Origin of the sequence: Pseudomonas sp. MG-9 (genome assembly GCF_018729515.1) — a bacterium.
In the GTDB taxonomy this organism is placed as follows: domain Bacteria; phylum Pseudomonadota; class Gammaproteobacteria; order Pseudomonadales; family Pseudomonadaceae; genus Aquipseudomonas; species Aquipseudomonas serboccidentalis.
Genome location: NZ_JAHHZH010000004.1, coordinates 257019 through 281609, shown reverse-complemented (window position 1 = coordinate 281609; position 24591 = coordinate 257019). Strand labels below are relative to the sequence as shown.

The following is a 24591-nucleotide window of genomic DNA, read 5'->3' as shown; positions in this document are numbered from 1 at the left end:
TCCCCAAAACCATTGCAATTGCGGCGCGAAAACCAGCAGTGACGGGCAAAAATGCCCGGGTGCGCCAATTCGGGGACGGATGCTAACGCACTCGTTCGTTTGCACAAGGTTTTTTGCCGGGATTTGTTGTTACGGGGAGGGTTTTAAACGCAAAAGATCGCAGCCTCCGGCAGCTCCTACAGGTGTACACATAACCCCGTAGGAGCTGCCGAAGGCTGCGATCTTTTTTATCAGGCCGGCTGAGCCTGCATGCTCACCGGTCGCAGCGGCAGCAACGGCGCATGCGGATCGGCTTTCACCGAAGCGCGCCAAGCGTCCAGCCACTCGGCGTGGCCTTCGGCCCAGACCAGCTCGTGCAGACGCGCCAGCGCCACCGGATCGCTCAGCAGTTGCAAGCGATCGTGGTTGCTCAGCGCCGCCGGGCCAGCCTTCAGGGCGTGACGTACACGTTCCTGACGCAGCCACTCGATCGGCTCGGCCTGACCGTGACGAGCCGTCGCCAGCGAGCACGCCAGGGCGTTCTGCTGTGGATCGACCACGGCGCGGATGAAGCCGTCGTTCAGCGCGTGCCAACGGTTCTCGTGGGTGTACTGGTCGGTCGCCAGCAGCGCCTGCGGCGGATTGTATTCCTCAGGGATGAGGAACAGGCTCTCGTCACGGGACTTGAGGCCCAGACCGACACGACTGGAAATCACCGACACCGGGATCGACAGCATCAGGGAACCGACGATCGGCACCAGCCACCACAGGAAGCTCGGGTTCAGCCAGATCACCAGCAGCGCCCAGAAGAAGCCCAGCAGCGTCTGCGGACCGTGGCGTTTGACCGCCTCGCTCCATGGTGTGGAGTCGTCGTCACGCTGTGGCGAATTCCAGGTCGCCGCCCAGCCGAGGAACGCGGCCAGTACGAAACGGGTGTGGAAAATCATCCGCACCGGCGCCAGCAGCATGGAGAACAGCATCTCCAGCAGCATCGACAAGGTCACCTTGAACTTGCCGCCGAACTCTTTCGCACCCTTGGCCCAGATCAGGATGATGCTCAGCAGTTTCGGCAGGAACAGCAGCACGATGGTGGTCGAGAACAGCGCGATCGCCTTGTCCGGGTGCCATTGTGGCCACAGCGGATAGAGCTGACGCGGTTCAAGGAAGTACTGCGGCTCCATCAGCGTGTTCACCGCCAGCAGCGCGGTCGACAGCACCAGGAAGAAGAACCACAACGGCGCCGACAGGTACGACATCACGCCCGTCAGGAACACCGCACGGTGCACCGGGTGCATGCCTTTTACCAGGAACAGGCGGAAGTTCATCAGGTTGCCGTGGCACCAGCGACGGTCACGCTTGAGTTCGTCGAGCAGGTTCGGCGGCAGTTCTTCGTAGCTGCCCGGCAGGTCGTAGGCAATCCACACGCCCCAACCGGCACGGCGCATCAGCGCGGCTTCGACGAAGTCGTGAGACAGGATCGCCCCGGAGAACGCCCCCTTGCCCGGCAACGGCGCCAGGGCGCAGTGGTCGATGAACGGCTTCATGCGGATGATCGCGTTGTGACCCCAGTAGTGGGATTCACCCAGCTGCCAGAAGTGCAGACCGGCAGTGAACAGCGGACCGTACACGCGGGTGGCGAACTGCTGCATGCGCGCATACAGGGTGTCCATGCCCGACGCACGCGGCGCGGTCTGGATGATCCCGGCGTCCGGCGTGGCTTCCATCAGGCGCACCAGACTGGTCAGGCACTCGCCGCTCATCACCGAGTCGGCGTCGAGCACGACCATGTACTTGTAGTCACCGCCCCAACGACGGCAGAAGTCGTCGAGGTTGCCGCTCTTGCGTTTCACACGGCGGCGACGGCGGCGATAGAAGATCTTGCCGAAGCCCTTGGCTTCACGGCAGACGTCCAGCCAGGCCTGTTGCTCGGCGACGCAGATATCGGTGTCGTTACTGTCGCTGAGTACGAAGAAGTCGAAGCGGTCCAGGTCACCGGTCGCCGCGACCGATTCGAACGTGGCGCGCAGACCGGCAAATACCCGAGGCACGTCTTCGTTGCAGATCGGCATCACCAGTGCGGTGCGCGCGTCTTTGGGAATCGGCTCGTTGCCGGCGCTTTTACCGGAGATGCGGTATTTGTCGTGACCGGTGAGCAACTCGAGGAAGCCCATCAGCGCCGTCCAGAAACCGGCCGAGACCCAGCAGAACAGAATCCCGAACAGGATCAGAATGCTGGTTTGCAGCGCATACGGCAGCACTTGCGTGGCGGTTTGCAGCAACGGCTGGTGCAGGACTTCTTCCAGATCGACGAACGACCAGCCCTGGTACGGCATGATGCCCTTCATGTACCAGCCGGCGACGATGGTCTGGCCGAGCATCAGCAGCAACAGAATGTAGCGACGGATCGAGCCGACGGTGCGCCAGCGCGCGGCGGGCAGCACGTTCTCGTCCTTCGGCGGCTGTGGCGGGTTGGTACGACCGGTCAGGCGGCGCCAGCCACGCACCAGAATATTGGTGCGCCACGGCTCCGGCACGACTTTGGTCCGATGGATCGGCGGCGTCGCCTTCATGCTGACCCGGCCGCTGGCGTCGAGCACCAGCATTTCGGCGTCTTCCAGCTCTTCGGCGGTGCTCAGGGCCAGGCGCTTGCCCACCGAAGCCTGGGCGGCTTCGGCAGGGGCGTCGAACGTCGACGACGACAGGCGTTGGTGCAGTTCGCTGAAGGACTGGCAGCCCGCGAGTTCCGCGCGCTGCTCGTCAGTCATCGGCAAATGCGCCAGATACTCGGACAGAGTCTCTGGCTGTACTTGAGAGTTACTCATCGGCAGGCAACTGATAGCTCCAGGTCTCGGTCAGGACTTCTTCAGTCGGTGCCGATTCCGGTGTGGCTGGGGCCGCGTTCGCAGCGACTGGCTGCTTGGCGTCTTTGGTCGCCTTGTCCTTGGCATCTGCAACTGGCTTGGCGTCGACCTGTTTGGCTTCGGCGGCCTTCGCTTCCTTGTCGATTTTCTCTTGTTGCTTGGCGGCAATCTTGTCGGCCTTGGCGACGGACGAGTTGGACGCCGGCACCGAAGACTTGGCCAGATCAGCGGTTACCGCTGGCTGAACCAGGGCGGCACGCATCTCGGTCGCCTTGCTCGCGTCCTTGATCTTCATCCGCAGGGTCAGGCGCCAGCCTTTGGTTTCCGGGTTGTAGCGCACGCTGTTCTCGACCACTTCGGCGTTATCGCCAACGCTGACCTGACTGCGTACGTCGGCATCCGGGGCCAGGGCCGCCAGCGATGGACCTTCGAAGTCGACCAGGTAAGCGACGCTGCCGTCTGGCTGACGGATCAGGTTCGACTGTTTGACGTCACCGGTCGAACGCAGGGTCTGCTTGACCCAGGCGCTGTCGGGGGCGTGAATCGCCGATTCATCCATGGTCCAGTGCATGCGGTAGGCGAAGTCCAGAGGCTTGCCCGGCTCCGGCATGGTTTCCGGGCTCCAGAACGCAACGATGTTGTCGTTGGTTTCGTCAGCGGTCGGAATCTCTACCAGATCGACGGAGCCCTTGCCCCACTCGCCCTTCGGCTCGATCCAGGCGCTTGGGCGCTTGTCGTAGCGATCGTCGAGGTCTTCGTAGTGGCTGAAGTCGCGGCCACGTTGCAGCAGGCCGAAACCACGCGGGTTCTCGACGCTGAAGTTGCTCACGGCCAGGTGTTTCGGGTTGTTCAGCGGACGCCAGATCCACTCGCCGTTGCCGGCATGGATCGACAGACCGCTGGAGTCGTGCAGCTCACGACGGTAGTTGAGGACTTTCGACGGCTGGTTGGCGCCGAACAGGAACATGCTGGTCAACGGGGCGATGCCCAGTTTGCCGACCTTGTCCCGCAGGAACATCTGCGCCTTGACGTCGACAATGGTGTCGCTGCCCGGGCGCAGGATCAGACGGTAGGCACCGGTGGCACGCGGCGAATCAAGCAGGGCGAAGATCACCAGGTGCTTGTCGCCCGGCTTTGGCTGCTGAATCCAGAACTCGCGGAAACGCGGGAATTCTTCACCCGACGGCAGCGCGGTATCGATCGCCAGGCCACGGGCCGACAGACCGTAGGTGTGACCCTTGCCAACGACGCGGAAGTAACTCGCGCCGAGCATGGTCATGATTTCGTCTTGCTTGTCGGCCTTGTTGATCGGGTACAGCACACGGAAACCGGCGTAGCCCAGTTGCTCAGTGGCCTTCGGATCGAACTTCAGGTCGCCGAAATCAAAGCGGGTCGGATCGTATTTGATCTCTTCGACGGTGTTCGCCGTGATTTCGTTGATTTTCACCGGCGTATCGAAGTGCATGCCCTGGTGATAGAAGGACAGCTTGAACGGAGTCTTCTGATCGGCCCACTCAGCCTTTTCGGTGAGGAAGCGGATTTTCTGATAGTCCGCGAACTTCATGTCACGGAATTCGTTCGGCAGGTTGCTGCGCGGGGCTTCGAACTTCTGCCCGGCCAGCTCTTTAGCCTTGGCCGATACATCGTCAAGATTGAACGCCCAAAGCTGGCCGGCGCTGAGCAGGCACAGGAGCGCCGAACCCGCTACCAGGGCACTTCGCATGCGTTTGGCAGACATTTTTGCTGCATTACAGGGACTAACAATCACGAGCAACCCTCGCCGAAAACAGATCAAAAAACCAACGGCCAGCTATCTAGATGCCAGGTTGGCGAGCATTGTTCCGACTCCACTGGGGCAAAATGATTCCCCAATCGGATCCAGACAAGTCTCTACCTAAGTCAAAAATGGACCAGCGAACGCTGATCCCCATAGCGCGCGATTATCTAGTAGCCCGCGTGACAACGCATCAGGGGTAACAAAGTATTTATCGCGAAAAACGCCTGTTTTCAGTCGAAAAGCCCTTGAAAAGATGTTTCAAGCGCTTTCATGTCTGTAACAGGAAGGTTACCGGGCCATCGTTGACCAGGTGCACCTGCATATCCGCGCCGAATCTACCTGATGCCACAGTGCCATGCATCTGTTTCGCTTTGCTTAATAGATAGTCGAACAATTCCTCGCCCAATGCCGGAGGGGCCGCAGTCGAGAAACTCGGGCGCAACCCGCTCCTGGTGTCGGCAGCGAGGGTGAACTGAGAGACCAGCAGCAACCCGCCGCCTACATCCGCCAGGGACAGATTCATCTTGCCCTCGGCGTCACTGAATACACGATAGTTAAGCAGTTTATGCAGAAGTTTGTCGGCGCTGGTACGGGTATCGTCGGGTTCGACGGCCACCAGCACCAGCAACCCCTGATCCACCGCGCCGACGATTTCTCCGGCAACTTCGACCCGTGCACCGCGCACACGCTGTAAAAGCCCCTTCATGCTTCTTCGGGCGGTAGGTCGAGCAGGCGTCGGGCCATATTGCTCGCGGCGCGTACCAGCGCGTCGGTGATGCCCGGCTCGGAGGCGGCGTGGCCGGCATCGCGAATCACCTGCAGCTCGCTGTTCGGCCAGGCCTGATGCAATTCCCAGGCGTTGTCCAACGGGCAGATCACGTCGTAGCGACCATGAATGATCACCCCTGGCAGATGAGCGATCTTGCCCATGTCGCGGATCAACTGATTCGGCTCCAGGAACGCGTTGTTGGTGAAGTAGTGACACTCGATCCGCGCGATCGACAGTGCGCGTTGCGGTTCGGAGAAACGATCAACCACCAGCGGGTTCGGACGCAGGGTCGCGGTGCGCCCTTCCCATGTCGACCAGGCTTTGGCCGCGTGCATCTGGGCGATCTGGTCGTTGCCGACCAGGCGCTTGTGAAACGCGCCGAGCAAATCGTCGCGCTCGTCCAGCGGGATCGGTGCGATGTAGTCCTGCCAGTAGTCGGGGAACAGACGGCTGGCACCGGCCTGATAGAACCACTCGATTTCCTGCGGGCGGCATAGAAAGATCCCGCGCAGGATCAGACCGTGTACGCGCTCCGGATGGGTTTGCGCATAGGCCAGCGCCAGGGTTGAACCCCAGGAGCCACCGAACAGCACCCATTTGTCGATGCCCAGGTGCTTGCGGATACGTTCGAGGTCGGCGACCAGATCCCAGGTGGTGTTGTTTTCCAGGCTGGCGTGCGGCGTGGAGCGTCCGCAGCCGCGCTGGTCGAAGGTAACAATGCGATACAGGTTCGGATCGAAATAGCGACGGCTCTGGGCGTCGCAACCGGCGCCGGGACCACCGTGGATGAACACCACCGGCAAGCCTTCCGGAGAACCGCTTTCATCGACGTACAGCGTGTGGGTGTCATCGACAGCCAGATCGTGCCGGGCATGGGGTTTGATCTGCGGAAACAAAGTCTGCATTGCGCGCTCCGTAAGGGGTCGAGGTCATCCCTGGGGGGACTTCTATTATTCTGCCGTCTGGCATCATAAACCCGATTTACGTCAATGAGCATGCCCGCACGCAGTCACAATTTGTCAGCCATGAACCTCAGCAGGTTTTCGTAGAGCCGGTCGACCTCGGCGACCTGGCCACGCGCGCGCAAACAACCGTGCACCAGCCCTTCGCCGTAATACAGCGAGGCATCCGTGCCGGCGGCGGCCAGTTGCTCGGCGTAGCGTACGCCGTCGTCGCGCAGGGGATCGAATTGCGCCACGGCGATCCAGGCCGGCGGCAAGCCGCTGAAATCGGTTGCGAGCAGCGGCATGGCATAAGCGTCAGGTTCAGGACTGCCACGCAGGTATAACGCGTGATAGTCGTCGACGTCAGTGCTGCCGAGCAAGGGCGCATCGGCGCAGTCGCTGCGTGAAGCCAGACGTTCGTTGCCACCCAGTCCCGGGTAGACCAGCACTTGAGCCGCTGGCATTGACTCGCCGGCATCGCGCAATGCCTGGCACAACGCGGCGGCGAGATTGCCACCGGCGCTGTCCCCAGCCACCAGCATTTTCTGCGGGTCAAACCAGAACGGCCCGCTGCGCAACGCGCGCCAGACACTCAGGCAATCCTCGAACCCGGCCGGGTACGGATGCTCCGGCGCCAACCGGTAATCCACTGCCACCACCATCGCGCCCAATGTCATGGCCAGCTCGAAACAGATGAAGTCGTGGGAGTCGAGGCCGCCGACGACCCAACCGCCGCCATGCAGGTACAGCACGCAGGGCCAGCCGCTGGCAGCTGGTTCAACCGGCGGACGGTATGAGCGCACCGGTACGCCGCTGAGCTGAAAATCGACGATTTCAAGCCCCCCCGGCATGGGCGGCTTGAAGGCACGACACATTTCATCGTAGCCGCGGCGCAGGCCGGCAAGGCTGCTGTCATCGCCGGTAAAGCTCATGGTCTTGGCGACGAAGTCTGCCATTGAAGCTGAAAGTGGGTAGTGAGCCATACGCCCTCGGTTCGCGCTTTACCTGGATAACCACCATCCTGTGGCGAGGGCGCTTGCTCCCGCTCGAGCGCGTAGCGGTCGCAACCGTATCGGGCCTGCTTCGCAGTCCAGCGGAAGCAAGCTCCCTCGCCACAAAAAACTCATTCAGCACAAAGAATCTTCAGGGTTTCAGACTGGCCTGAACCGCGCCCACGCCATCCTTGCCATCGAAGCTGCTGACCCCCGCCAGCCAGCGCTGCAGATCCTCGGGGTGTTCTCGCAGCCAGTTCTTCGCCACTTCCTGTGGGGTCTTGCGCTCCATGATCGGCACCATCAACTGGCTTTCCTGGGCGGCGGTGAACGTCAGGTTTTGCAGCAGCCGATGCACGTTCGGGCAACGCTCGGCGTAATCCGGCGAGGTGACGGTGGACACGGTCGCGGCGCCCTCATTGGGGCCGTAGACATCTTCGCTGCCGGTCAGGTAGGTGATCTTCATGTTGATGTTCATCGGGTGCGGGGTCCAGCCGACGAACACCACGAACTCCTTGCGATTCACCGCGCGCTGCACGGCGGCGAGCATGCCTGCCTCGCCGGACTCGATGATCTTGAAATCCTTCAGACCGAAGTGGTTGGTCTCGATCAGGGTCTTGATGGTGGTGTTGGCCCCACTGCCCGGCTCGATGCCGTAGATCTTGCCGCCCAACTGATCCTTGAACTTCGCGATGTCGGCAAAGGTTTTCAACCCGGCGGCCGCCACGTAATCCGGCACCGCCAGCGTCGCCTGCGCATCCGCCAGGCTGGGCCTGTCCATGACTTTGACTTGATTGGCGGCGAGGAACGGCGCGATGTTCTTGTCCATCGCCGGTTTCCAGTAGCCGAGGAAGATGTCCAGGCGCTTGTCGCGAATGCCGGCAAAGATGATCTGCTGCACCGCGCTGGTCTGCTTGCTCTCGTAACCGAGGCCGTTGAGCAGCACGTCGGCCATGCCGCTGGTGGCGATCACGTCGGTCCAGTTGACCACGCCCATGCGCACGGTTTTGCAGGACGCGTCGTCATTGGCCATGACGCCGGCACTCAGCAGCGCACTGCCGGTGAGGATTAACGCACAACGAGTGAAGAGTTTTTTCATTCGGGAGATCTCGTGCGGCAGCGGATTATTGTCAGGTCGGTGTCTGGTGCACCGTGGCCGAAACATTACGCAGGCGACGAGAGGGAAAGATGAACTGTGGCGACCGGCATTTGCACAGCGGCGACCCTGCTCGAACGCGGAACCTGTAGGAGTGAGCCTGCTCGCGATGGCAATCGTTCAGTCAACACTCTCCAGCGACTGACATACCGCTATTGCGAGCAGGCTCACTCCTACAAGGGGTCTATGTGCCTGACGTTATCGCGCGTAGTGGCTCTCGCCCCAGGCGAGGAAACCTTGCAGCAATTCCTTGAGCACCACCCGCGTTGGCTCCGCCAGATCGGCGCGGTAGCGGAACGGTTCGAACTCTTCCATGTAGGTGCTCTGGCACAGCTCCAGTTGCACGGCGTGGATGTTCTCGGCCGGGTTGCCGTAATGGCGGGTGATGTGGCCGCCCTTGAAGCGTCCGTTGAGCACATGGCTGTAGTTGCCGTGGCGCGCGCAGATGGCTTCCAGTTGCGTCGCAAGCTGCGGATCACAACTGGCACCGTTGAAGGTGCCGAGGTTGAAGTCCGGCAGTTTGCCGTCGAACAGGTGCGGGATGATCGAGCGGATCGAGTGCGCGTCGAACAGCAGCGCGTAGCCGAATTCAGCCTTCAGCCGCGCCAGCTCTTGCTGCAGGGTGCGGTGATACGGCGTCCAGATCTGTTCCAGATAGGCCGCGCGTTCTGCTTTCGACGGCTCGTGCCCTTCGCGGAACAACGGGATGCCGTCAAACAGCGTCGCCGGGTACAACCCGGTGGTCGCGCCGGTGTACAACGGCTTGTCGTCGGACGGGCGGTTCAGGTCAATGACGAATCGCGAGTACTCGGCGGCCAACGTGCTGGCGCCCAGCGCCTCGGCAAAATCGTAAAGCTGTGGAATGTGCCAGTCGGTGTCCGGCAGGCTTTTCGCGTCCGCGATCAGCCCGGCTTCGACCGCAGGCGTCAGACGCAAACCGGCATGCGGCATGCTGATCAGCAGCGGCACACGACCTTGTTTGAAACTCAGAACCTTTTCCACAACCGCTCTCCTACAGACTTGATTCAACGCCGTGACGCACGACGCGTTTGTCCAGATCACCACCGAGCCAGTAGGCCAGATCCGCCGGACGATCGATGTGCCAGGCGACGAAATCCGCGACCTTGCCGACTTCCAGCGAGCCATGCGTATCAGCCATGCCCAGCGCTTGTGCGGCATGAATGGTCGCACCGGCCAGGGCTTCTTCCGGGGTCATGCGGAAGCAGGTGCAGGCCATGTTCAGCATCAGGCGCAACGACAGCGCCGGCGAAGTGCCGGGGTTGAGGTCGCTGGCGATGGCGATTTTCACCTTGTGCTTGCGCAGGGCGTCCATCGGCGGTAGCTGTGTTTCGCGCAGGAAGTAGAACGCGCCGGGCAGCAGCACCGCGACGGTGTCGGATTTGGCCATCGCAATGGCGTCGTCTTCGTCCATGAATTCCAGATGATCGGCGGACAACGCGTGATACCGCGCGGCCAGACTGGAGCCATGCAGCGACGACAATTGTTCGGCGTGCAGCTTCACCGGCAGACCGAGTTTCTGTGCGGTGATGAACACCCGCTCGACCTGCTCCGGCGAAAACGCCAGGTATTCACAGAACGCATCCACGGCGTCGACCAGCCCTTCGGCGGCCAGCGCCGGCAGCATCTCGGCGCAGATGTGATCGATGTAAGCGTCAGCGCGATCCTTGTACTCCGGCGGCAACGCGTGGGCGGCCAGACAGGTGCTGCGCACGCTGATCGGCAACGCTTTCTGCAGACGACGGATGACCCGCAGGATCTTGCGTTCGCTGGCCAGATCCAGACCGTAGCCGGACTTCATCTCGACCGTGGTCACACCGTCGCGCATCAGGCTTTTCAGACGTTTGGCGGCACTGGCGAACAACTCGTCCTCGGTCGCTTCACGGGTGGCGCGCACGGTGCTGGCGATGCCGCCGCCCTGCGCGGCGATTTCAGCGTAGCTGACGCCTTGCAGGCGTTTCTCGAATTCACCGCTACGGTTGCCGCCGAACACCGTATGGGTGTGGCAGTCGATCAAGCCGGGGGTGACCCACGCGCCTTGCAGGTCGTTGACCGCCGGGTATTCGCCGGAGGGCAATTGATGGCGCGGACCGATCCACTCGATGTGCGCACCAGACGTCACGATGGCCGCATCCTCGATGATCGAGTAGACGCCCTGCGCCATGGTTGCGACGTGGCAGTGTTGCCAGAGGGTTTTCATCCCTTAGTCTCCACAGTATTCAAAATCGATTTCGCGAGCAGGCTCGCTCCCACAAGGGTACGTATTCCAATGTGGGAGCGAGCTTGCTCGCGAAGAAGCCATCACAGGCTAGGCAGCAACTTCGCCGGAACCAGTTCGGTCAGGCACCGTGAAGCCAACAGCTCGGTTGCCGCATTGATGTCCGGCGCAAAGAAGCGGTCTTTCTCGTAAAACGGCACTTCCTTGCGCAGAATCGCCCGCGCCTGTTCCAGCTTGGCCGAGGTCTTCAGGCCGTTGCGCAGGTCCAGCCCCTGCACCGCCGCCAGCCATTCCACCGCGAGAATCCCGCGGGTGTTCTCGGCCATTTCCCACAGACGCTTGCCGGCGGCCGGGGCCATGGATACGTGGTCTTCCTGGTTGGCCGAGGTCGGCAGGCTGTCGACCGAATGCGGATGGGACAGCGCCTTGTTCTCGCTGGCCAGTGCGGCAGCCGTCACCTGGGCGATCATGAAGCCCGAGTTGACGCCGCCATTGGCCACCAGGAACGGCGGCAGTTGCGACATGTGCTTGTCCATCATCAGCGAGATGCGGCGTTCGCTCAGCGAGCCGATTTCGGCGATGGCCAGGGCCATGTTGTCAGCGGCCATCGCCACCGGTTCGGCGTGGAAGTTACCGCCGGAAATCACATCGCCTTCTGCGGCGAAGACCAGCGGGTTATCAGACACTGCGTTGGCTTCGACAGCGAGTACTTCAGCAGCCTGACGGAACTGGGTCAGGCAGGCGCCCATGACTTGTGGCTGGCAACGCAACGAGTACGGGTCCTGGACCTTTTCGCAGTTCTGGTGCGAGTCGCAGACTTCGCTGCGCTCACCGAGCAAATCGCGGTAGGCCGCAGCGGCGTCGATCTGGCCTTTCTGGCCACGAGCAGCATGAATGCGTGCGTCGAACGGCGAACGCGAACCGAGTACCGCTTCAACAGTCAGACCGCCCAGCGCCAATGCGCCAGCGAACAGATCTTCACCCTCAAACAGACCACGCAGAGCAAACGCGGTGGACACCTGAGTGCCGTTGAGCAGAGCCAGGCCTTCTTTCGCGGCCAGGGTCAGCGGGGTCAGGCCGGCGACTTTCAGCGCTTCGGTGGCTTCCATCCACTCGCCCTTGTAGCGCGCCTTGCCTTCGCCCAGCAGCACCAGCGACATGTGCGCCAATGGCGCGAGGTCACCCGAAGCGCCTACGGAACCTTTCAACGGAATGTGCGGATAAACCTCGGCGTTGATCAGCGCGATCAGCGCATCGATCACCACGCGGCGGATGCCGGAGAACCCACGGCTGAGGCTATTCACTTTGAGCACCATGATCAGGCGCACCAGCTCATCGCTGATCGGCTGACCGACACCGGCGGCGTGGGACAGTACCAGCGAACGCTGCAGGTTTTCCAGGTCCTCGCTGGCGATGCGGGTCGAGGCCAGCAGGCCGAAACCGGTATTGATGCCGTAGGCAGTGCGATTCTCGGCGAGGATCTGCTCGACGCAGGCCACGCTGGCCTCGATCTGCGCGCAGGCGCTGTGGTCGAGGGTCAGCTTGACCGGGTGTTGGTAGACGTCACGCAGTTGGGCCAGGCTCAGTTGGCCGGGAATCAGATTCAGCGCAGTCATTAAAATGCTCCTGTTTAGGCATTGTTATTAACTACCAGTCGCTCCGGAGCATTCCGTTATCCGTCGCTTCTCGTCTTATGGACGATTAGCGCCTTGGCACGCTGGTATGGGTATTGTCAGTGCAGATTCGGTAATACGTTGTGCAGCGAATTCGGGTTTTTCAACACGCTTGCGGCGGCAGCGATATCCGGTGCCAGCCAGCGATCCTGATCGTAGGCCGGGACGGTTTCGCGCAGCAGTCGCCACGCCCGGTCAGTGCCTGCGCCAAAGCGCTGTTGCTTGAGGAATTCAAAGGCCTGCGCCGCCAGCAGGTACTCGATGGCGAGGATCTGCGTGCAGTTTTCCAAGGCGCGGTGCAGCTTCAGCGCCGCAGTGGTGCCCATGCTCAGGTGGTCTTCCTGCAGCCCCGAGGTGACGTAGTTGTCGAGCACCGCCGGTTGCGCCAGTTGACGGTTTTCCGCGCACAGTGAGGCGGCGACGTATTGCACGATCATCATCCCGGAGTTCACCCCCGGATTGGCCACCAGAAACGCCGGCAAACCGCTGACGTGCGGGTTGACCAGTCGATCCAGCCGACGCTCGGCGATCGAGCCGATTTCGGCCATGGCAATCGCCAGCAAGTCCGCCGCCATCGCCACTGACTGGCCGTGCGGGTTGGCCTGCGACATCACCCGGAAATTCTCCGGCGTGCCCAGCAGTAACGGGTTGTCGGTGCAGCCGTTGAGTTCGGCTTCGACCTGCCTGATTGCGTGATCCAGTTGATCGCGCGCGGCACCATGCACCTGCGGGATCGAACGGATGCTCAGCGCATCCTGAGTGCGAATGCCTTTGCTCGCCGCGATCACTTCGCTGCCATCGAGCAACGCGCGCAGATTGCTACCGACCTGCTGCATGCCCGGGTGCGGCTTGAGCGCGATGATCTCAGCGTCGAACGCGGCGATCTGGCCGCGCAGGGCTTCGAAGCTCATGGCGCCGATCACATCGGCCCATTGCACCAGCCGCGTCGCGTCGGCAATGGCCAGGCAGCTGAGACCAGTCATGCACGGCGTGCCGTTGACCAGGCACAAACCGTCCTTCGCCCCCAGTTGCACCGGTTGCAGACCTTCTTCGGCCAGCGCCTGTTGCGCCGAGGTGACTTGCCCGCGATAACTGACATTGCCCACGCCCAGCAGCGCGATGCCGATGTGCGCCATGTGGGTCAGGTAACCCACCGAACCTTGCGATGGAACCTGCGGGGTGACGCCGCGATTGAGCAGCGCCAGCAGGCCTTCGACCACGCGGCGATGAATGCCGGATTTGCCGTGGCTGTAGTTGTGGATCGCCGCGCAGATGATCGCGCGCGTTTGCTCATCGGGCAGTACCGGGCCGACGCCGCAGGCGTGGCTGAGCAAGGTGTTGCGCGACAGTTGGCTCAGTTGCTCGTCTTTCAGCGAAACGTTGGACAAGCCGCCCAGACCGGTGTTGACGCCATAGGCACGTTCGCCGCTTTCGACGATGCGCTGGACGATGCCCTGAGCGTTTTCGATGCGCGCCCAGGTCTCGCTCGACAGTTCCAGTTGCGCACCATGACGGGCGACGGCGACCACGTCCTGCCAACGCAGGGGGCTGCCGGTGATAACGATTTTTTCAGCCTGGGACATCTAAAACCTCATACCAATTCTGTTGATGCATGAACCCTGTGGTGAGGCGGCTTGCCCCCGTTCGACTGCGCAGCAGTCGTAGATTTTCAGAGCCGCTGCGCGCCCCAACGGGGGCAACCCCCCTCGCCACAATGGATTTTCACCAAGCACTCATCTCAAACCACCGCCGCCCGCCGCTGCACGAACCGGTCGACATACTCATCCGCCGGCGAATGCAGGATCTCTCGCGGAGTGCCGACCTGAATCAGGCGGCCGTCCTTGAGGATCGCGATGCGATTGCCGATGCGCACGGCCTCGTCGAGGTCGTGGGTGATGAAGACGATGGTCTTGTGCAGGGTCTTTTGCAGCTCCAGCAACTGGTCCTGCATCTCGGCGCGGATCAGCGGGTCCAGCGCACTGAACGCTTCGTCCATCAGGATGATGTCGGTGTCCGCCGCCAGTGCACGGGCCAGGCCGACGCGCTGGCGCATACCGCCGGAGAGCTGGTGCGGGTATTTGTTTTCGTAACCCTTGAGGCCCACGGTGTTGATCCAGTGCAACGCGCGCTCGGCGCACATCTGCTTGCTCTCGCCACGCACTTTCAGGCCGTAGGCGACGTTCTCCTGCACGGTCTTGTGCGGCAGCAGGCCGAAGCTCTGGAACACCATGCTGATCTTGTGCCGGCGAAATTCGCGCAGGGCATCCATGTCGTATTGCAGGATGTCCACGCCGTCCACCAGGATCGCCCCGCTGGTCGGGTCGATCAGGCGATTGAAGTGGCGCACCAGGGTCGATTTGCCGGAACCGGACAGGCCCATGATCACAAAGATCTCGCCGGTGCCGATGCTCAGCGACAAGTCGTTGACCCCGACCACGCAACCGGTCTCGTTCAGCACCTGATCCTTGGTCTTGCCCTGACCGACCATCGCCAGTGCGTCCTTGGCACGGTTGCCGAAAATCTTGAAGACGTTTTTGACTTCGATCTTGCTCACGGTTGCGTTGTTCATTTGCTCACCTCATGCCGTGGCCGACCGTACGCCTGAGTAATGCGGTCGATGACCACTGCGAGAATCACGATCGCCAGACCGGCTTCGAGGCCGCGTCCAACGTTGAGGGTCTGAATCCCCACCAGCACATCTTCACCGAGGCCACGGGCGCCGATCATCGAGGCGATTACCACCATCGACAGGGCCATCATGGTGGTCTGGTTGATCCCGGCCATGATGCTCGGCAGGGCCAGCGGCAGTTGCACGCCGAACAGTTGCTGCCAGCGGTTGGCACCGAAGGCGTTGATCGCTTCCATCACTTCGCCGTCGACCTGGCGAATGCCCAGATCGGTCAGGCGGATCAGCGGCGGCGCGGCGTAGATCACCGTGGCGAAAATCGCCGGGACCTTGCCCAGGCCGAACAGCATCAGCACCGGGATCAGGTACACGAAACTTGGCATCGTTTGCATGATGTCGAGCAGCGGCATCAGCACCGAACGCAGGCGATTGCTGCGCGCCGAGAGGATCCCCAGCGGTATGCCGATCAGCACCGAAATGATCGTCGCGACCATCATCAGCGCCAGGGTTTGCATAAGCTTGTCCCACAGGCCAACGGCACCAACGAGAAACAGCAGGCCGACGATGACAGCGGTAGTCACGACTTTACGCGTGGCATGCCAGGCAACCACCCCGACGATCGCCAGCATCAACCACCACGGCGCCGCACGCAGCAGGCCTTCTAGGTTGACGATGGCCCACAGCAGGGTGTCCGAGATGTGGCGGAACACATCACCGTAGTTGGTGACCAGCGAATCGACCCAACCGTTGACCCAGTCGGCGATGGAAAAGGTAAAGCTTTCGGGAAACATAAGAGACTCTCAATCAAGGGGTTGCGATCAAGCGTCCGACTGCCGTTGCCGGCAGTCGGAAAGCTCAACCTACAAGGCCGCGTCGATTTTCTTGGCTGCGTCGTCGCTGACCCACGCGTGCCAGACCTCAGGATGTTCCTTGAGGAAGATTTTCGCCAGTTTTGGCGACTCGATACGTTCCTTCGCCATGCGTCCCAGGTTCTGGTTCAGCAGGTCGATCGGCAGGTTGACCTTTTCCAGCACGGCCACCAGTTCCGGGGCTTGCTCGTGGAAGGTTTTCGACAGGCCGACCTTGATGCTCACGGTCTTGTCGACGCCCGGTTTCTCTTCGAGTTTGACTGCATCGATCTGGCCCATCAGCGGGGTTGGCGACCAGTAGTAGAACAGGATCGGTTCGCCACGCTTGTAGCTCGACAGCACCGCCGCATCCAGCGCAGGCCCGGTGCCCGGACGGAAGTTGGTGTAGGTGTTTTCCAGGCCGTAGCTTTTGAGCATTTCGCTGTTGTCCAGCTCGCAGGTCCAGCCCGCCGGGCAGTTGTAGAAACGGCCCTTGGACGGCTCTTCAGCGTCTTTGAAGATGGCTGCGTATTTGCCCAGGTCAGCGATGTTTTTCAGGTCCGGGGCTTTCGCCTCGATCTTGCGTTTGGCATCGCCTTCGATCACGTAGCGCGGCACGTACCAACCTTCGATGGCGCCAACGATCGGGGCGCCGATACCGACGACCTTGCCGGCCTTCTCGGCCTTGTTCCAGACCTCACTGCGGCCGACCCATTCCTCGGCGAACACTTGAATATCGTTGCTGCTCAGGGCGTTCTCCATGGTGATGGAGTTGCCCGGCAGGCTGTCGGTCTTGCAGTCGTAACCTTTCTCCAGCACCACTTGCAGCACGTCGGTCAGCAGCATGGCGCTTTCCCAGTTCAGGCCAGCGAATTTCACCGGTTTGCCGGACTCGCACCAACCGGCCGCCTGGGTGGCGCCGGCACTGGCCAACAGGCCCATGGACAGCAGTGTAGTCAGCAGGGTCTTGTTCGATTTCATTGTTGCGACGCTCCTAATCATGAATTGGCTTACGGCAGTCAAGAGGCATCCAGCCCTGTCCACGTCCAATCAGGCCTGCGCCGCAGCGCGACCGGGCCCACTTTTTTCAGGTGGTACAACGCTGTTCTGCTCGACCGGCAGAATCAGTTGATCAGGCACCGAGCCGTGCCATTTTTTGGCGCACAGGTAATACAGCGCCGCAGGCAGCACCAGACCGATGATCCAGGAGATATCCACATCACCGAGGGCGGCCACCAGCGGGCCGGTGTAGAACTTGGTGGAGATGAACGGCAACTGCACCAGCACACCGAACACATAGATGCTGATCCCGAGCAGGTTCCAGCGGCCGTAGCGACCGTTCGGGTCGGCCAGCGCCGGCACGTCATAGCGCTCGCGGGTGATGCAGTAGTAGTCGACCAGGTTGATCGCGCTCCAAGGCGTGAAGAACGCCAGCAGGAACAGAATGAACGACTTGAACGCACCCAGGAACGAGTGCTGGCCGAGCAAGGCGATCAGGGTTGCCGCGCCGACGATCACCAGCACGAACACCAGACGCTGCAGACGCGAGACCGTCAGATGCCCACGGAAGCCACTGATGATGGTGGCGATGCACATGAAGCTGCCGTAGGAGTTCAGCGTCGAGATGGTGACCTTGCCGAACGCGATGCTGAAGTAAAGCAGCGCAGCGGTGGCACCGGTGCCGCCCAGCCCGACGATGTAAGCCACTTCATGCCCGGCGAACTGCCCGTTGGCCGAAGCCGCGGCGAACACGCCGAGGACCATCGCTACCTGCGCACCGATGACCGAACCTGCGCCAGCGGCGAAGAACGTTTTCACTGAGGAAATCTTGCTCGGCAGGTAGCGAGAATAGTCCGCCACATACGGGCCGAACGCGATCTGCCAGGACGCCGCGAGCGACACCGCCAGCAAGAAGCTGCTCCAGCTGAAGTGGCGGATTTGCAACAGTGCGCCCACGTCAACCTGACTCAGCAGACGGCTGAACAGGTACACGAAGGCAATCACGCCAATCACGCTGGCGACACGACCGATCCAGTGAATCACCCGATAACCGAGCACCGTGACCACCACGATGACACTGGCGAACAGCAGGATGCCGACGGTGTCGCTGACGCCGAACAACTGACCCAGCGCCTGACCGGACAACACCGTGCCGGTGGCGGTGAAGCCCAGGTACATCAGGCACACCAAGACGATCGGGATCGCCGCGCCATAGACGCCGAACTGCACCCGGCTGGAAATCATCTGCGGCAGGCCAAGCTTCGGCCCTTGTGCCGCATGCAGCGCCATCACGCCACCTCCCAGCAGTTGGCCGATCAACAGACCGATCAACGACCAGAACACATCACCACCCAGCACCACGGCCAGCGCCCCGGTGACAATCGCGGTGATTTGCAGATTCGCACCCATCCACAGGGTGAACTGGCTCAACAGACGACCGTGTCTTTCCGCTTCCGGGATGTAGTCGATCGAACGCCTTTCGATCAACGGTTTGTTGCCTGCACGATCAGGGGTTACAGCCATGATTCAACCTCTGTGGATTGTTATTCTGGGTTGGTTCGTACGCCTGTAGGAGCTGTCGAGTGAAACGAGGCGGCGATCTCTTGATCTTAAAAAATCAACATCAAAAGATCGCAGCCTTCGGCAGCTCATACAGGGGTTGTGCGTTATTTACCGGTAATCATCGGCAGGTTCAGCCCCTGCTCCTTGGCGCAGTCGATGGCGATCTGGTAACCGGCATCGGCGTGGCGCATGACACCGGTGGCCGGGTCGTTGTGCAGAACGCGGGCAATACGCTCGGCCGCTTCATCGGTACCGTCGCAGACAATCACCATGCCCGAGTGCTGCGAGAAGCCCATGCCCACGCCACCACCGTGGTGCAGGGAGACCCAGGTCGCGCCGCTCGCGGTGTTCAGCAGCGCGTTGAGCAGTGGCCAGTCGGACACGGCGTCGGAACCGTCCTGCATCGATTCGGTTTCACGGTTCGGGCTGGCCACCGAGCCGGAGTCGAGGTGGTCGCGACCGATCACGATCGGTGCCGATAGCTCACCGCTGCGCACCATTTCGTTGAACGCCAGACCGAGCTTGGCGCGCAGGCCCAGGCCGACCCAGCAGATACGTGCCGGCAGACCCTGGAAGCTGATGCGCTCGCGGGCCATGTCCAGCCAGTTGTGCAGGTGGGCGTCGTCCGGGATCAGTTCTTTGACTTTGGCGTCGGTCTTGTAGATGTCTTGCGGGTCACCCGACAGCGCCGCCCAGCGGAATGGACCGATGCCGCGGCAGAACAGTGGACGGATATAGGCCGGTACAAAACCCGGGAAGTCGAACGCGTTTTCGACGCCTTCTTCCTGTGCCATCTGACGGATGTTGTTGCCGTAGTCGAAGGTCGGGATGCCTTGCTTCTGGAAGTCCAGCATCGCTTTGACGTGCACGGCCATCGATTGCTTGGCGGCTTTGATCACAGCAGCCGGCTCGATCTTGGCGCGGGCGCGGTACTCGTCCCAGGTCCAGCCGGCTGGCAGGTAGCCGTTGAGTGGGTCGTGGGCGCTGGTCTGGTCGGTGACCATGTCCGGGCGTACGCCGCGCTTGACCAGTTCCGGGAGAATTTCTGCCGCGTTGCCCAGCAGCGCGATGGAGATCGCTTTGCCTTCGGCAGTGTACTTGGCGATGCGTGCCAGGGCGTCGTCGAGGTCTTTGGCTTGCTCATCGACGTAACGGCTTTTCAGACGGAAATCGATGCTCACCTGCTGGCATTCGATGTTCAGCGAGCAGGCGCCGGCCAGGGTTGCAGCCAGTGGCTGAGCGCCACCCATGCCGCCCAGACCTGCGGTCAGGACCCACTTGCCCTTGAGGTTGTCGTTGTAGTGCTGGCGACCGGCTTCAACGAAGGTTTCGTAGGTGCCCTGAACGATGCCCTGGCTACCGATGTAAATCCAGCTGCCGGCGGTCATCTGGCCGTACATGGCCAGGCCTTTGGCGTCGAGTTCGTTGAAGTGTTCCCAACTCGCCCAGTGCGGCACCAGGTTGGAGTTGGCGATCAGAACGCGTGGGGCATTGGCGTGGGTCTTGAACACGCCGACCGGCTTGCCGGATTGCACCAGCAGGGTCTCGTCGTCATTCAGGTTGGTCAGGCTTTCGACGATCTTGTCGTAGCACTCCCAGTTACGCGCGGCGCGACCGATACCACCGTAGACCACCAGCTCTTTCGGGTTCTCGGCCACTTCCGGATCGAGGTTGTTCATCAGCATGCGCAGCGGCGCTTCGGTCAGCCAGCTCTTGGCGGTCAGCTTGTTACCGCGGGCGGCACGGATTTCAACATTACGAACCTTGGTAGGTTTCTGGGTATTGTCAGTCACGAAAAAGACTCCTCAGCGATCAATTCAAACCAACCCTGGCAGTGGGCAAGCAGCCTGTGCGCGTCAATGCGCGACAAGCGAATCAGTGGACGCTGCGGAGAGTCTCGAGCGACTCATACGCATACGTCTTTACTTGTACATACAAGCATATGCAATCAAGCGGCCAACTTGCTGGAGAGGCGCTCAAGAAAAAACGCGGACACGGCTGGAGGGCGCCTGAATCAAGGGTTCAGGCGTGGATGAAATTTTTCGCGGAGAGATTTTGTGCGGTCGGGGCTTGGTTGGGTGAGCGCGGTTTTGCGCCACGCTGGGGCGTTCGGTAACAAGTTGGTGCGTGGGTTGGGAACACCCCAAAAGCAAAAGATCGCAGCCTTCGGCAGCTCCTACAGGGTGTACATCAATCCCAATGTAGGAGCTGCCGAAGGCTGCGATCTTTTAATATTTTTGAATCAGCGCGTAGTCAGCTCAATGACACAGCAACCCGCATCAACGGAAACCTCAACCAAGCCATTGTTACCGTCCAGTTGCAGACAATCATGTCGCCCCAACTGCGCAACACTGTCACCCACCTGCACTTGCAGCAGCTCACTGACACTGAACACCAACACCGTCCCCGCCGAACTGAAAAACCGCTGTTCGCCGTCCAGCCATTGCAACCGCGCGCTGTAACGCTGCGGCGCATAGATCAGGTTGAAATCGCGGATCGCGCCGCCGAGCAAAGTGCAGGACACCTGGCTTTCGCCGCTGAAGGCAAACGGGTCGAGCGGTAACAGCGGGCGCGTGTCATCGCCATCGACGCACAGGGTCATGCCGTCACCCTGCAGCACCGTGATCACCCGCTGGTAACCGGCGAAGGTCGAAAAACCGCCCGACTCGGCAATGTCGGCAATCGACAGGCGCCAGCCGAAGCCATCAAGGCCGGCACCGGCGTCACGGGTGATTTCTTCGGTGCTGCCGCCGCCGTTTTTCCACGGCATGCGCGGGTAGCCTTCAGCGCGTAAAACCTTCAAACCATTCATTTATGAAAGCGTCCTTCCAGACGATGACGGGAGCCGGGGTGGATCAGGCGCGCAGCGGTCACCGGCTGACGGCCCGACCAGGTACGACGACGAATCAACAGGCATGGCTCACCCTTTTCAATTTGCAGCAACTTGCACTCGGAGGACTCGGCGAGAATCGCTTCGACCACATGCTCGCCTTCGGTCAGCGGCGCCACCTGGTTGAGATAGGCGTAAGGAGTTTGCAGGGTGAAATCCTGCTTGAGGTATTCCGGAGCAACCAGCGCATTGACGAAACGGTCTTCGATTTGCACCGGAATGTCGTTTTCGTAATGCACGATCAGCGAATGGAAGACCTTCTGTCCTTCGCGCATGTCCAGCGCCAGTGCGCGCTCGGAGCCGGCGGCCTCTTCTTCGAGGGTGATCACCTGGCAGGTGTGGCGATGGCCACGGGAGGCAATCTCGTCGGCGATGTTGTGCACTTCGAACAGCGCGGACTGGCTCTTCGGTTCGGCGACGAACGTGCCGACGCCTTGCATGCGCACCAGCAGACCGTCGGCGGTCATCTCGCGCAGCGCACGGTTGATGGTCATGCGGCTGAAGCCGAGCTGGCTGACCAGTTCGCTTTCCGACGGCACGCGATAGTGCGGCGGCCAGTTACCGCTGTCGATCTGCTGGGTGATCATCTGTTTGACGCGGGCGTACAAGGGCGCCGGACTGTCGCCCATGTTCGCGGCCAACGGGGAGACTGGAGGCGGAGTCGGCACGGTTGATCCCTGTTCATTGGATGAAAGTTGCTAGCTTGCCGGAGTTTACCGGGCAGGCAAACGTCTGTATATGTATATACAAATAACACACGATGGGGTGCTGAACCATGTCCGCTTTCTTTGCCGAACGCGCGCTGCTGCCTAACGGATGGGCCAACCATGTACGTCTTGAGGTCAGCGCCGATGGCGTGTTGACCCAAATTCAGGCCGATTCCACCGCAGACGGCGCCGAACGGCTAAGCGGTCCGCTGCTACCGGGCATGCCCAATCTGCACTCCCACGCCTTCCAGCGGGCAATGGCGGGACTGGCCGAAGTGGCCGGTAATCCCAATGACAGTTTCTGGACCTGGCGCGACCTGATGTACCGGCTGGTCGGGAAAATCACCCCCGAGCAGCTCGGCGTGATTGCCCGTCAGCTGTACATCGAGATGCTCAAGGCCGGTTACACCGCGGTCGCCGAATTCCATTACGTGCATCACGACAATAACGGCCAGCCTTACGCCGACCCGGCCGAACTGGCGCTGCGCATCAGCCAGGCCGCGAGTGACAGTGGCATTGGTCTGACCCTGCTGCCGGTGCTCTACAGCCACTCGGGCTTCGGCGGGCAGACGCCGAACGACGGCCAGCGCCGCTTCATCAACAGCACCGAAAACTACCTGAATCTGCAATCGCGCCTGCAGCCATTGCTGGCGCAGCAAAAGGCGCAATCGCTGGGCCTGTGTTTCCACTCGTTGCGCGCGGTCACCCCGCAGCAGATCAGCGAAGTATTGGCGGCCAGCGACAAGCAGTGCCCGGTGCACATTCACATCGCCGAACAGCAGAAGGAAGTCGATGACTGCCTGAGCTGGAGCGGTCGTCGTCCGTTGCAATGGCTCTACGAAAACACCGAGGTCGATCAGCGCTGGTGCCTGGTCCACGCGACCCATGCCAACCCGGAAGAAGTCACGTTGATGGCCAAGAGCCGCGCCATCGCCGGCCTGTGCCTGACCACTGAAGCCAACCTCGGCGACGGGATCTTCCCGGCAGTGGATTTCCTCGCTCAGGGCGGGCGCATGGGTATCGGTTCCGACAGCCATGTGTCGCTCAGCGTGGTCGAAGAGTTGCGTTGGCTGGAATACGGCCAACGTCTGCGCGATCAACGGCGCAACCGTTTGTATGGCGCGGATCAGCCGATGGTCGGGCGCACGCTGTATGACGCGGCGCTGGACGGCGGCGCCCAAGCGCTGGGGCAACCGATTGGCGCACTGGAAGTCGGCAAGCGTGCGGACTGGATCGTGCTCGATGGCAATGATCCGTATCTGGCCACGGCCACGGGCGACGGGATTCTGAATCGCTGGCTGTTTGCCGGTGGTGATCGTCAGGTGCGTGATGTGCTGGTCAACGGCCAGTGGGTGGTGCGTGATGGCCGGCATGCTGGCGAAGAGGAAAGCAGCCGCGCATTCACCCAAGTCCTGCGTGACCTTCTGAGCTGACACATAACAAAATGTAGGAGTGAGCCTGCTCGCGATGGCGGTGTGTCAGACATAAATATGTGACTGACACACCGCCATCGCGAGCAGGCTCACTCCTGCATTGGTTTTGTGGTGACCTTTAGTTCGAAGTCTTGGCCATCTGCCGATCAGACGCCCGCCAGATCAGTCGCGTGGTGTCATAACCCTGCTGCCGCGCCTTGCTCAGCAATTCTTCACGCACCACACCGTTGACGGTCGGCGTGCGTGACAGCAACCACATGTACTTGCGGCTCGGGTCGCCAACGATAGCGGTCTTGTAGTCATCGCTGACATACAGCACCCAGTATTCGCCCTTCGCCACACCCGGAATCAGGCGCGAGAACCAGGTATCGAACTCGACCCACAATTTGTCGGTTTTGCCCGGCACCTGTGGGTACGCCGTGCCTTTGACTTCTTCCCATTGCCAGTCCGCGGTCAGGCAGCGATTGAGCACATCGACGTTGCCATCCGGCTTGAGCGAATAATGGGCTTCGGATTGCGCGCAATCGCGCTGGAAGTACATCGGCAGTCGCGCCAGTTCGTACCAGGTGCCCTGATAACGCTTGAGGTTGACGCTGTGGACTGTCTTGGGCGCCAGCGGATCTTCACCATGCGTGGCGCAGCCGGCCAGTACCAGGCCGGCAAAAAGAACAAACAATAACCGCTTCATTATTTTTCTCCCGTGGGCGCGTAGCCCCGGATTACTTCAGGCCTTGGCCGGAAAACATCAACACTTTGTCACCGGCGTATTGCACGCTGATAAAGCTTTTCTGGTCGCCCCAGGTGCAACTGGACATGCCGAGCGCGCCCGAGCAGTCGGTCGGTTTGCCGAGCAACGTCTCAACTTCGGCCTTGGCCATGCCGGCCGAAAGCTTGGAATAGTTTTCCTGATTGACCTTGCTGCACGCGGCCAGCAGCACGCAAAAAGTCAGTAGGGCGATAGATCGCAGCGACATGAAGTAACTCCTGGAGCGGAAGGGGGATGGCATGGCGCCAACCAGAAGCTTAGAAGAGAAAACCCCTGTCTGGTTCCCCACGACGATGGCTATTTATTGCTCCGCTCGTCTGGCATTTACCGGCAAATCAGCGACTTTTTACAGCTATTGAGCATTTCGTCGCA

The 24591-nt window shown here is 61.3% G+C and carries 20 protein-coding genes; 1 reads left to right on the top strand and 19 read right to left on the bottom strand.

Features of this window, described 5'->3' with window-relative positions; all coding sequences use genetic code 11:
* Positions 1 to 230: 230 nt before the first annotated feature.
* The 17 genes from mdoH to hutC all read right to left on the bottom strand — a co-directional run bounded on the left by mdoH (position 231) and on the right by hutC (position 21942).
* On the bottom strand, positions 231 to 2801 hold the full coding sequence (mdoH, locus tag KKQ10_RS12190; RefSeq protein WP_127648607.1) for a glucans biosynthesis glucosyltransferase MdoH: 2571 nt from the start codon (positions 2799 to 2801) through the stop codon (positions 231 to 233).
* A complete protein-coding gene (locus KKQ10_RS12185) occupies positions 2794 to 4578 on the bottom strand; it encodes a glucan biosynthesis protein (protein ID WP_164747835.1) in 1785 nt (594 codons plus the stop codon). Before KKQ10_RS12185 ends, mdoH begins: the two co-directional genes overlap by 8 nt.
* Positions 4579 to 4885: 307 nt before the next feature.
* The gene (gene dtd, locus KKQ10_RS12180; protein ID WP_215501237.1) at positions 4886 to 5323 is read right to left on the bottom strand and encodes a D-aminoacyl-tRNA deacylase; all 438 of its coding nucleotides are present in this window, start codon (positions 5321 to 5323) and stop codon (positions 4886 to 4888) included.
* Entirely contained in the window at positions 5320 to 6291 is a 972-nt protein-coding gene (gene pip / locus KKQ10_RS12175; RefSeq protein WP_121183273.1) for a prolyl aminopeptidase, read from the bottom strand. The genes dtd and pip overlap by 4 nt, the downstream gene beginning before the upstream one ends.
* A gap of 104 nt (positions 6292 to 6395) precedes the next feature.
* Positions 6396 to 7313: an alpha/beta hydrolase gene (locus tag KKQ10_RS12170; protein WP_215501236.1), complete on the bottom strand. Its 918-nt coding sequence runs from the start codon at positions 7311 to 7313 to the stop codon at positions 6396 to 6398.
* 160 nt (positions 7314 to 7473) lie between these two features.
* Positions 7474 to 8421 (bottom strand): choline ABC transporter substrate-binding protein, encoded by a 948-nt coding sequence (locus KKQ10_RS12165; RefSeq protein ID WP_215501235.1) that lies wholly within the window; start codon positions 8419 to 8421, stop codon positions 7474 to 7476.
* Between the two features lie 255 nt (positions 8422 to 8676).
* Complete coding sequence (gene hutG / locus KKQ10_RS12160) at positions 8677 to 9480, bottom strand: N-formylglutamate deformylase (RefSeq protein ID WP_215501234.1); 804 nt, start codon at positions 9478 to 9480, stop codon at positions 8677 to 8679.
* Between the two features lie 10 nt (positions 9481 to 9490).
* The gene (gene hutI / locus KKQ10_RS12155; protein WP_215501233.1) at positions 9491 to 10696 is read right to left on the bottom strand and encodes an imidazolonepropionase; all 1206 of its coding nucleotides are present in this window, start codon (positions 10694 to 10696) and stop codon (positions 9491 to 9493) included.
* A 101-nt stretch (positions 10697 to 10797) separates the two neighbouring features.
* Positions 10798 to 12330 carry a histidine ammonia-lyase gene (gene hutH / locus KKQ10_RS12150; protein ID WP_215501232.1) on the bottom strand — a complete coding sequence of 511 codons (1533 nt, stop codon included), beginning with the start codon at positions 12328 to 12330 and terminating at the stop codon, positions 10798 to 10800.
* 116 nt (positions 12331 to 12446) lie between these two features.
* A complete protein-coding gene (gene hutH / locus KKQ10_RS12145) occupies positions 12447 to 13970 on the bottom strand; it encodes a histidine ammonia-lyase (RefSeq protein ID WP_215501231.1) in 1524 nt (507 codons plus the stop codon).
* Positions 13971 to 14125: 155 nt separating this feature from the next.
* Positions 14126 to 14956, bottom strand: coding sequence for a quaternary amine ABC transporter ATP-binding protein (locus KKQ10_RS12140; protein WP_127648598.1), 831 nt, complete (start codon positions 14954 to 14956; stop codon positions 14126 to 14128).
* On the bottom strand, positions 14953 to 15804 hold the full coding sequence (locus KKQ10_RS12135; RefSeq protein ID WP_007949591.1) for an ABC transporter permease: 852 nt from the start codon (positions 15802 to 15804) through the stop codon (positions 14953 to 14955). The genes KKQ10_RS12140 and KKQ10_RS12135 overlap by 4 nt, the downstream gene beginning before the upstream one ends.
* Positions 15805 to 15873: 69 nt before the next feature.
* Entirely contained in the window at positions 15874 to 16842 is a 969-nt protein-coding gene (locus tag KKQ10_RS12130) for an ABC transporter substrate-binding protein (protein WP_127648597.1), read from the bottom strand.
* A 69-nt stretch (positions 16843 to 16911) separates the two neighbouring features.
* Entirely contained in the window at positions 16912 to 18384 is a 1473-nt protein-coding gene (locus tag KKQ10_RS12125; protein ID WP_127648596.1) for a purine-cytosine permease family protein, read from the bottom strand.
* Between the two features lie 143 nt (positions 18385 to 18527).
* Positions 18528 to 20216 carry a urocanate hydratase gene (gene hutU, locus KKQ10_RS12120; RefSeq protein ID WP_215501230.1) on the bottom strand — a complete coding sequence of 563 codons (1689 nt, stop codon included), beginning with the start codon at positions 20214 to 20216 and terminating at the stop codon, positions 18528 to 18530.
* A gap of 449 nt (positions 20217 to 20665) precedes the next feature.
* Positions 20666 to 21235, bottom strand: a complete 570-nt coding sequence (locus KKQ10_RS12115) for a HutD/Ves family protein (RefSeq protein ID WP_215501229.1) — start codon at positions 21233 to 21235, stop codon at positions 20666 to 20668.
* On the bottom strand, positions 21232 to 21942 hold the full coding sequence (gene hutC / locus KKQ10_RS12110) for a histidine utilization transcriptional repressor HutC (protein WP_007961751.1): 711 nt from the start codon (positions 21940 to 21942) through the stop codon (positions 21232 to 21234). The genes KKQ10_RS12115 and hutC overlap by 4 nt, the downstream gene beginning before the upstream one ends.
* Positions 21943 to 22088: 146 nt before the next feature.
* Here hutC and KKQ10_RS12105 point away from each other — a divergent pair, with 146 nt between their 5' ends.
* Positions 22089 to 23453 (top strand): formimidoylglutamate deiminase, encoded by a 1365-nt coding sequence (locus tag KKQ10_RS12105; RefSeq protein ID WP_127648594.1) that lies wholly within the window; start codon positions 22089 to 22091, stop codon positions 23451 to 23453.
* A gap of 118 nt (positions 23454 to 23571) precedes the next feature.
* On the opposite strand, the gene KKQ10_RS12100 is transcribed toward KKQ10_RS12105, so the two are convergent.
* Positions 23572 to 24141 carry a lipocalin family protein gene (locus KKQ10_RS12100; protein ID WP_007961749.1) on the bottom strand — a complete coding sequence of 190 codons (570 nt, stop codon included), beginning with the start codon at positions 24139 to 24141 and terminating at the stop codon, positions 23572 to 23574.
* 31 nt (positions 24142 to 24172) lie between these two features.
* Positions 24173 to 24427, bottom strand: coding sequence for a hypothetical protein (locus tag KKQ10_RS12095; RefSeq protein WP_007961748.1), 255 nt, complete (start codon positions 24425 to 24427; stop codon positions 24173 to 24175).
* Positions 24428 to 24591: the final 164 nt, after the last annotated feature.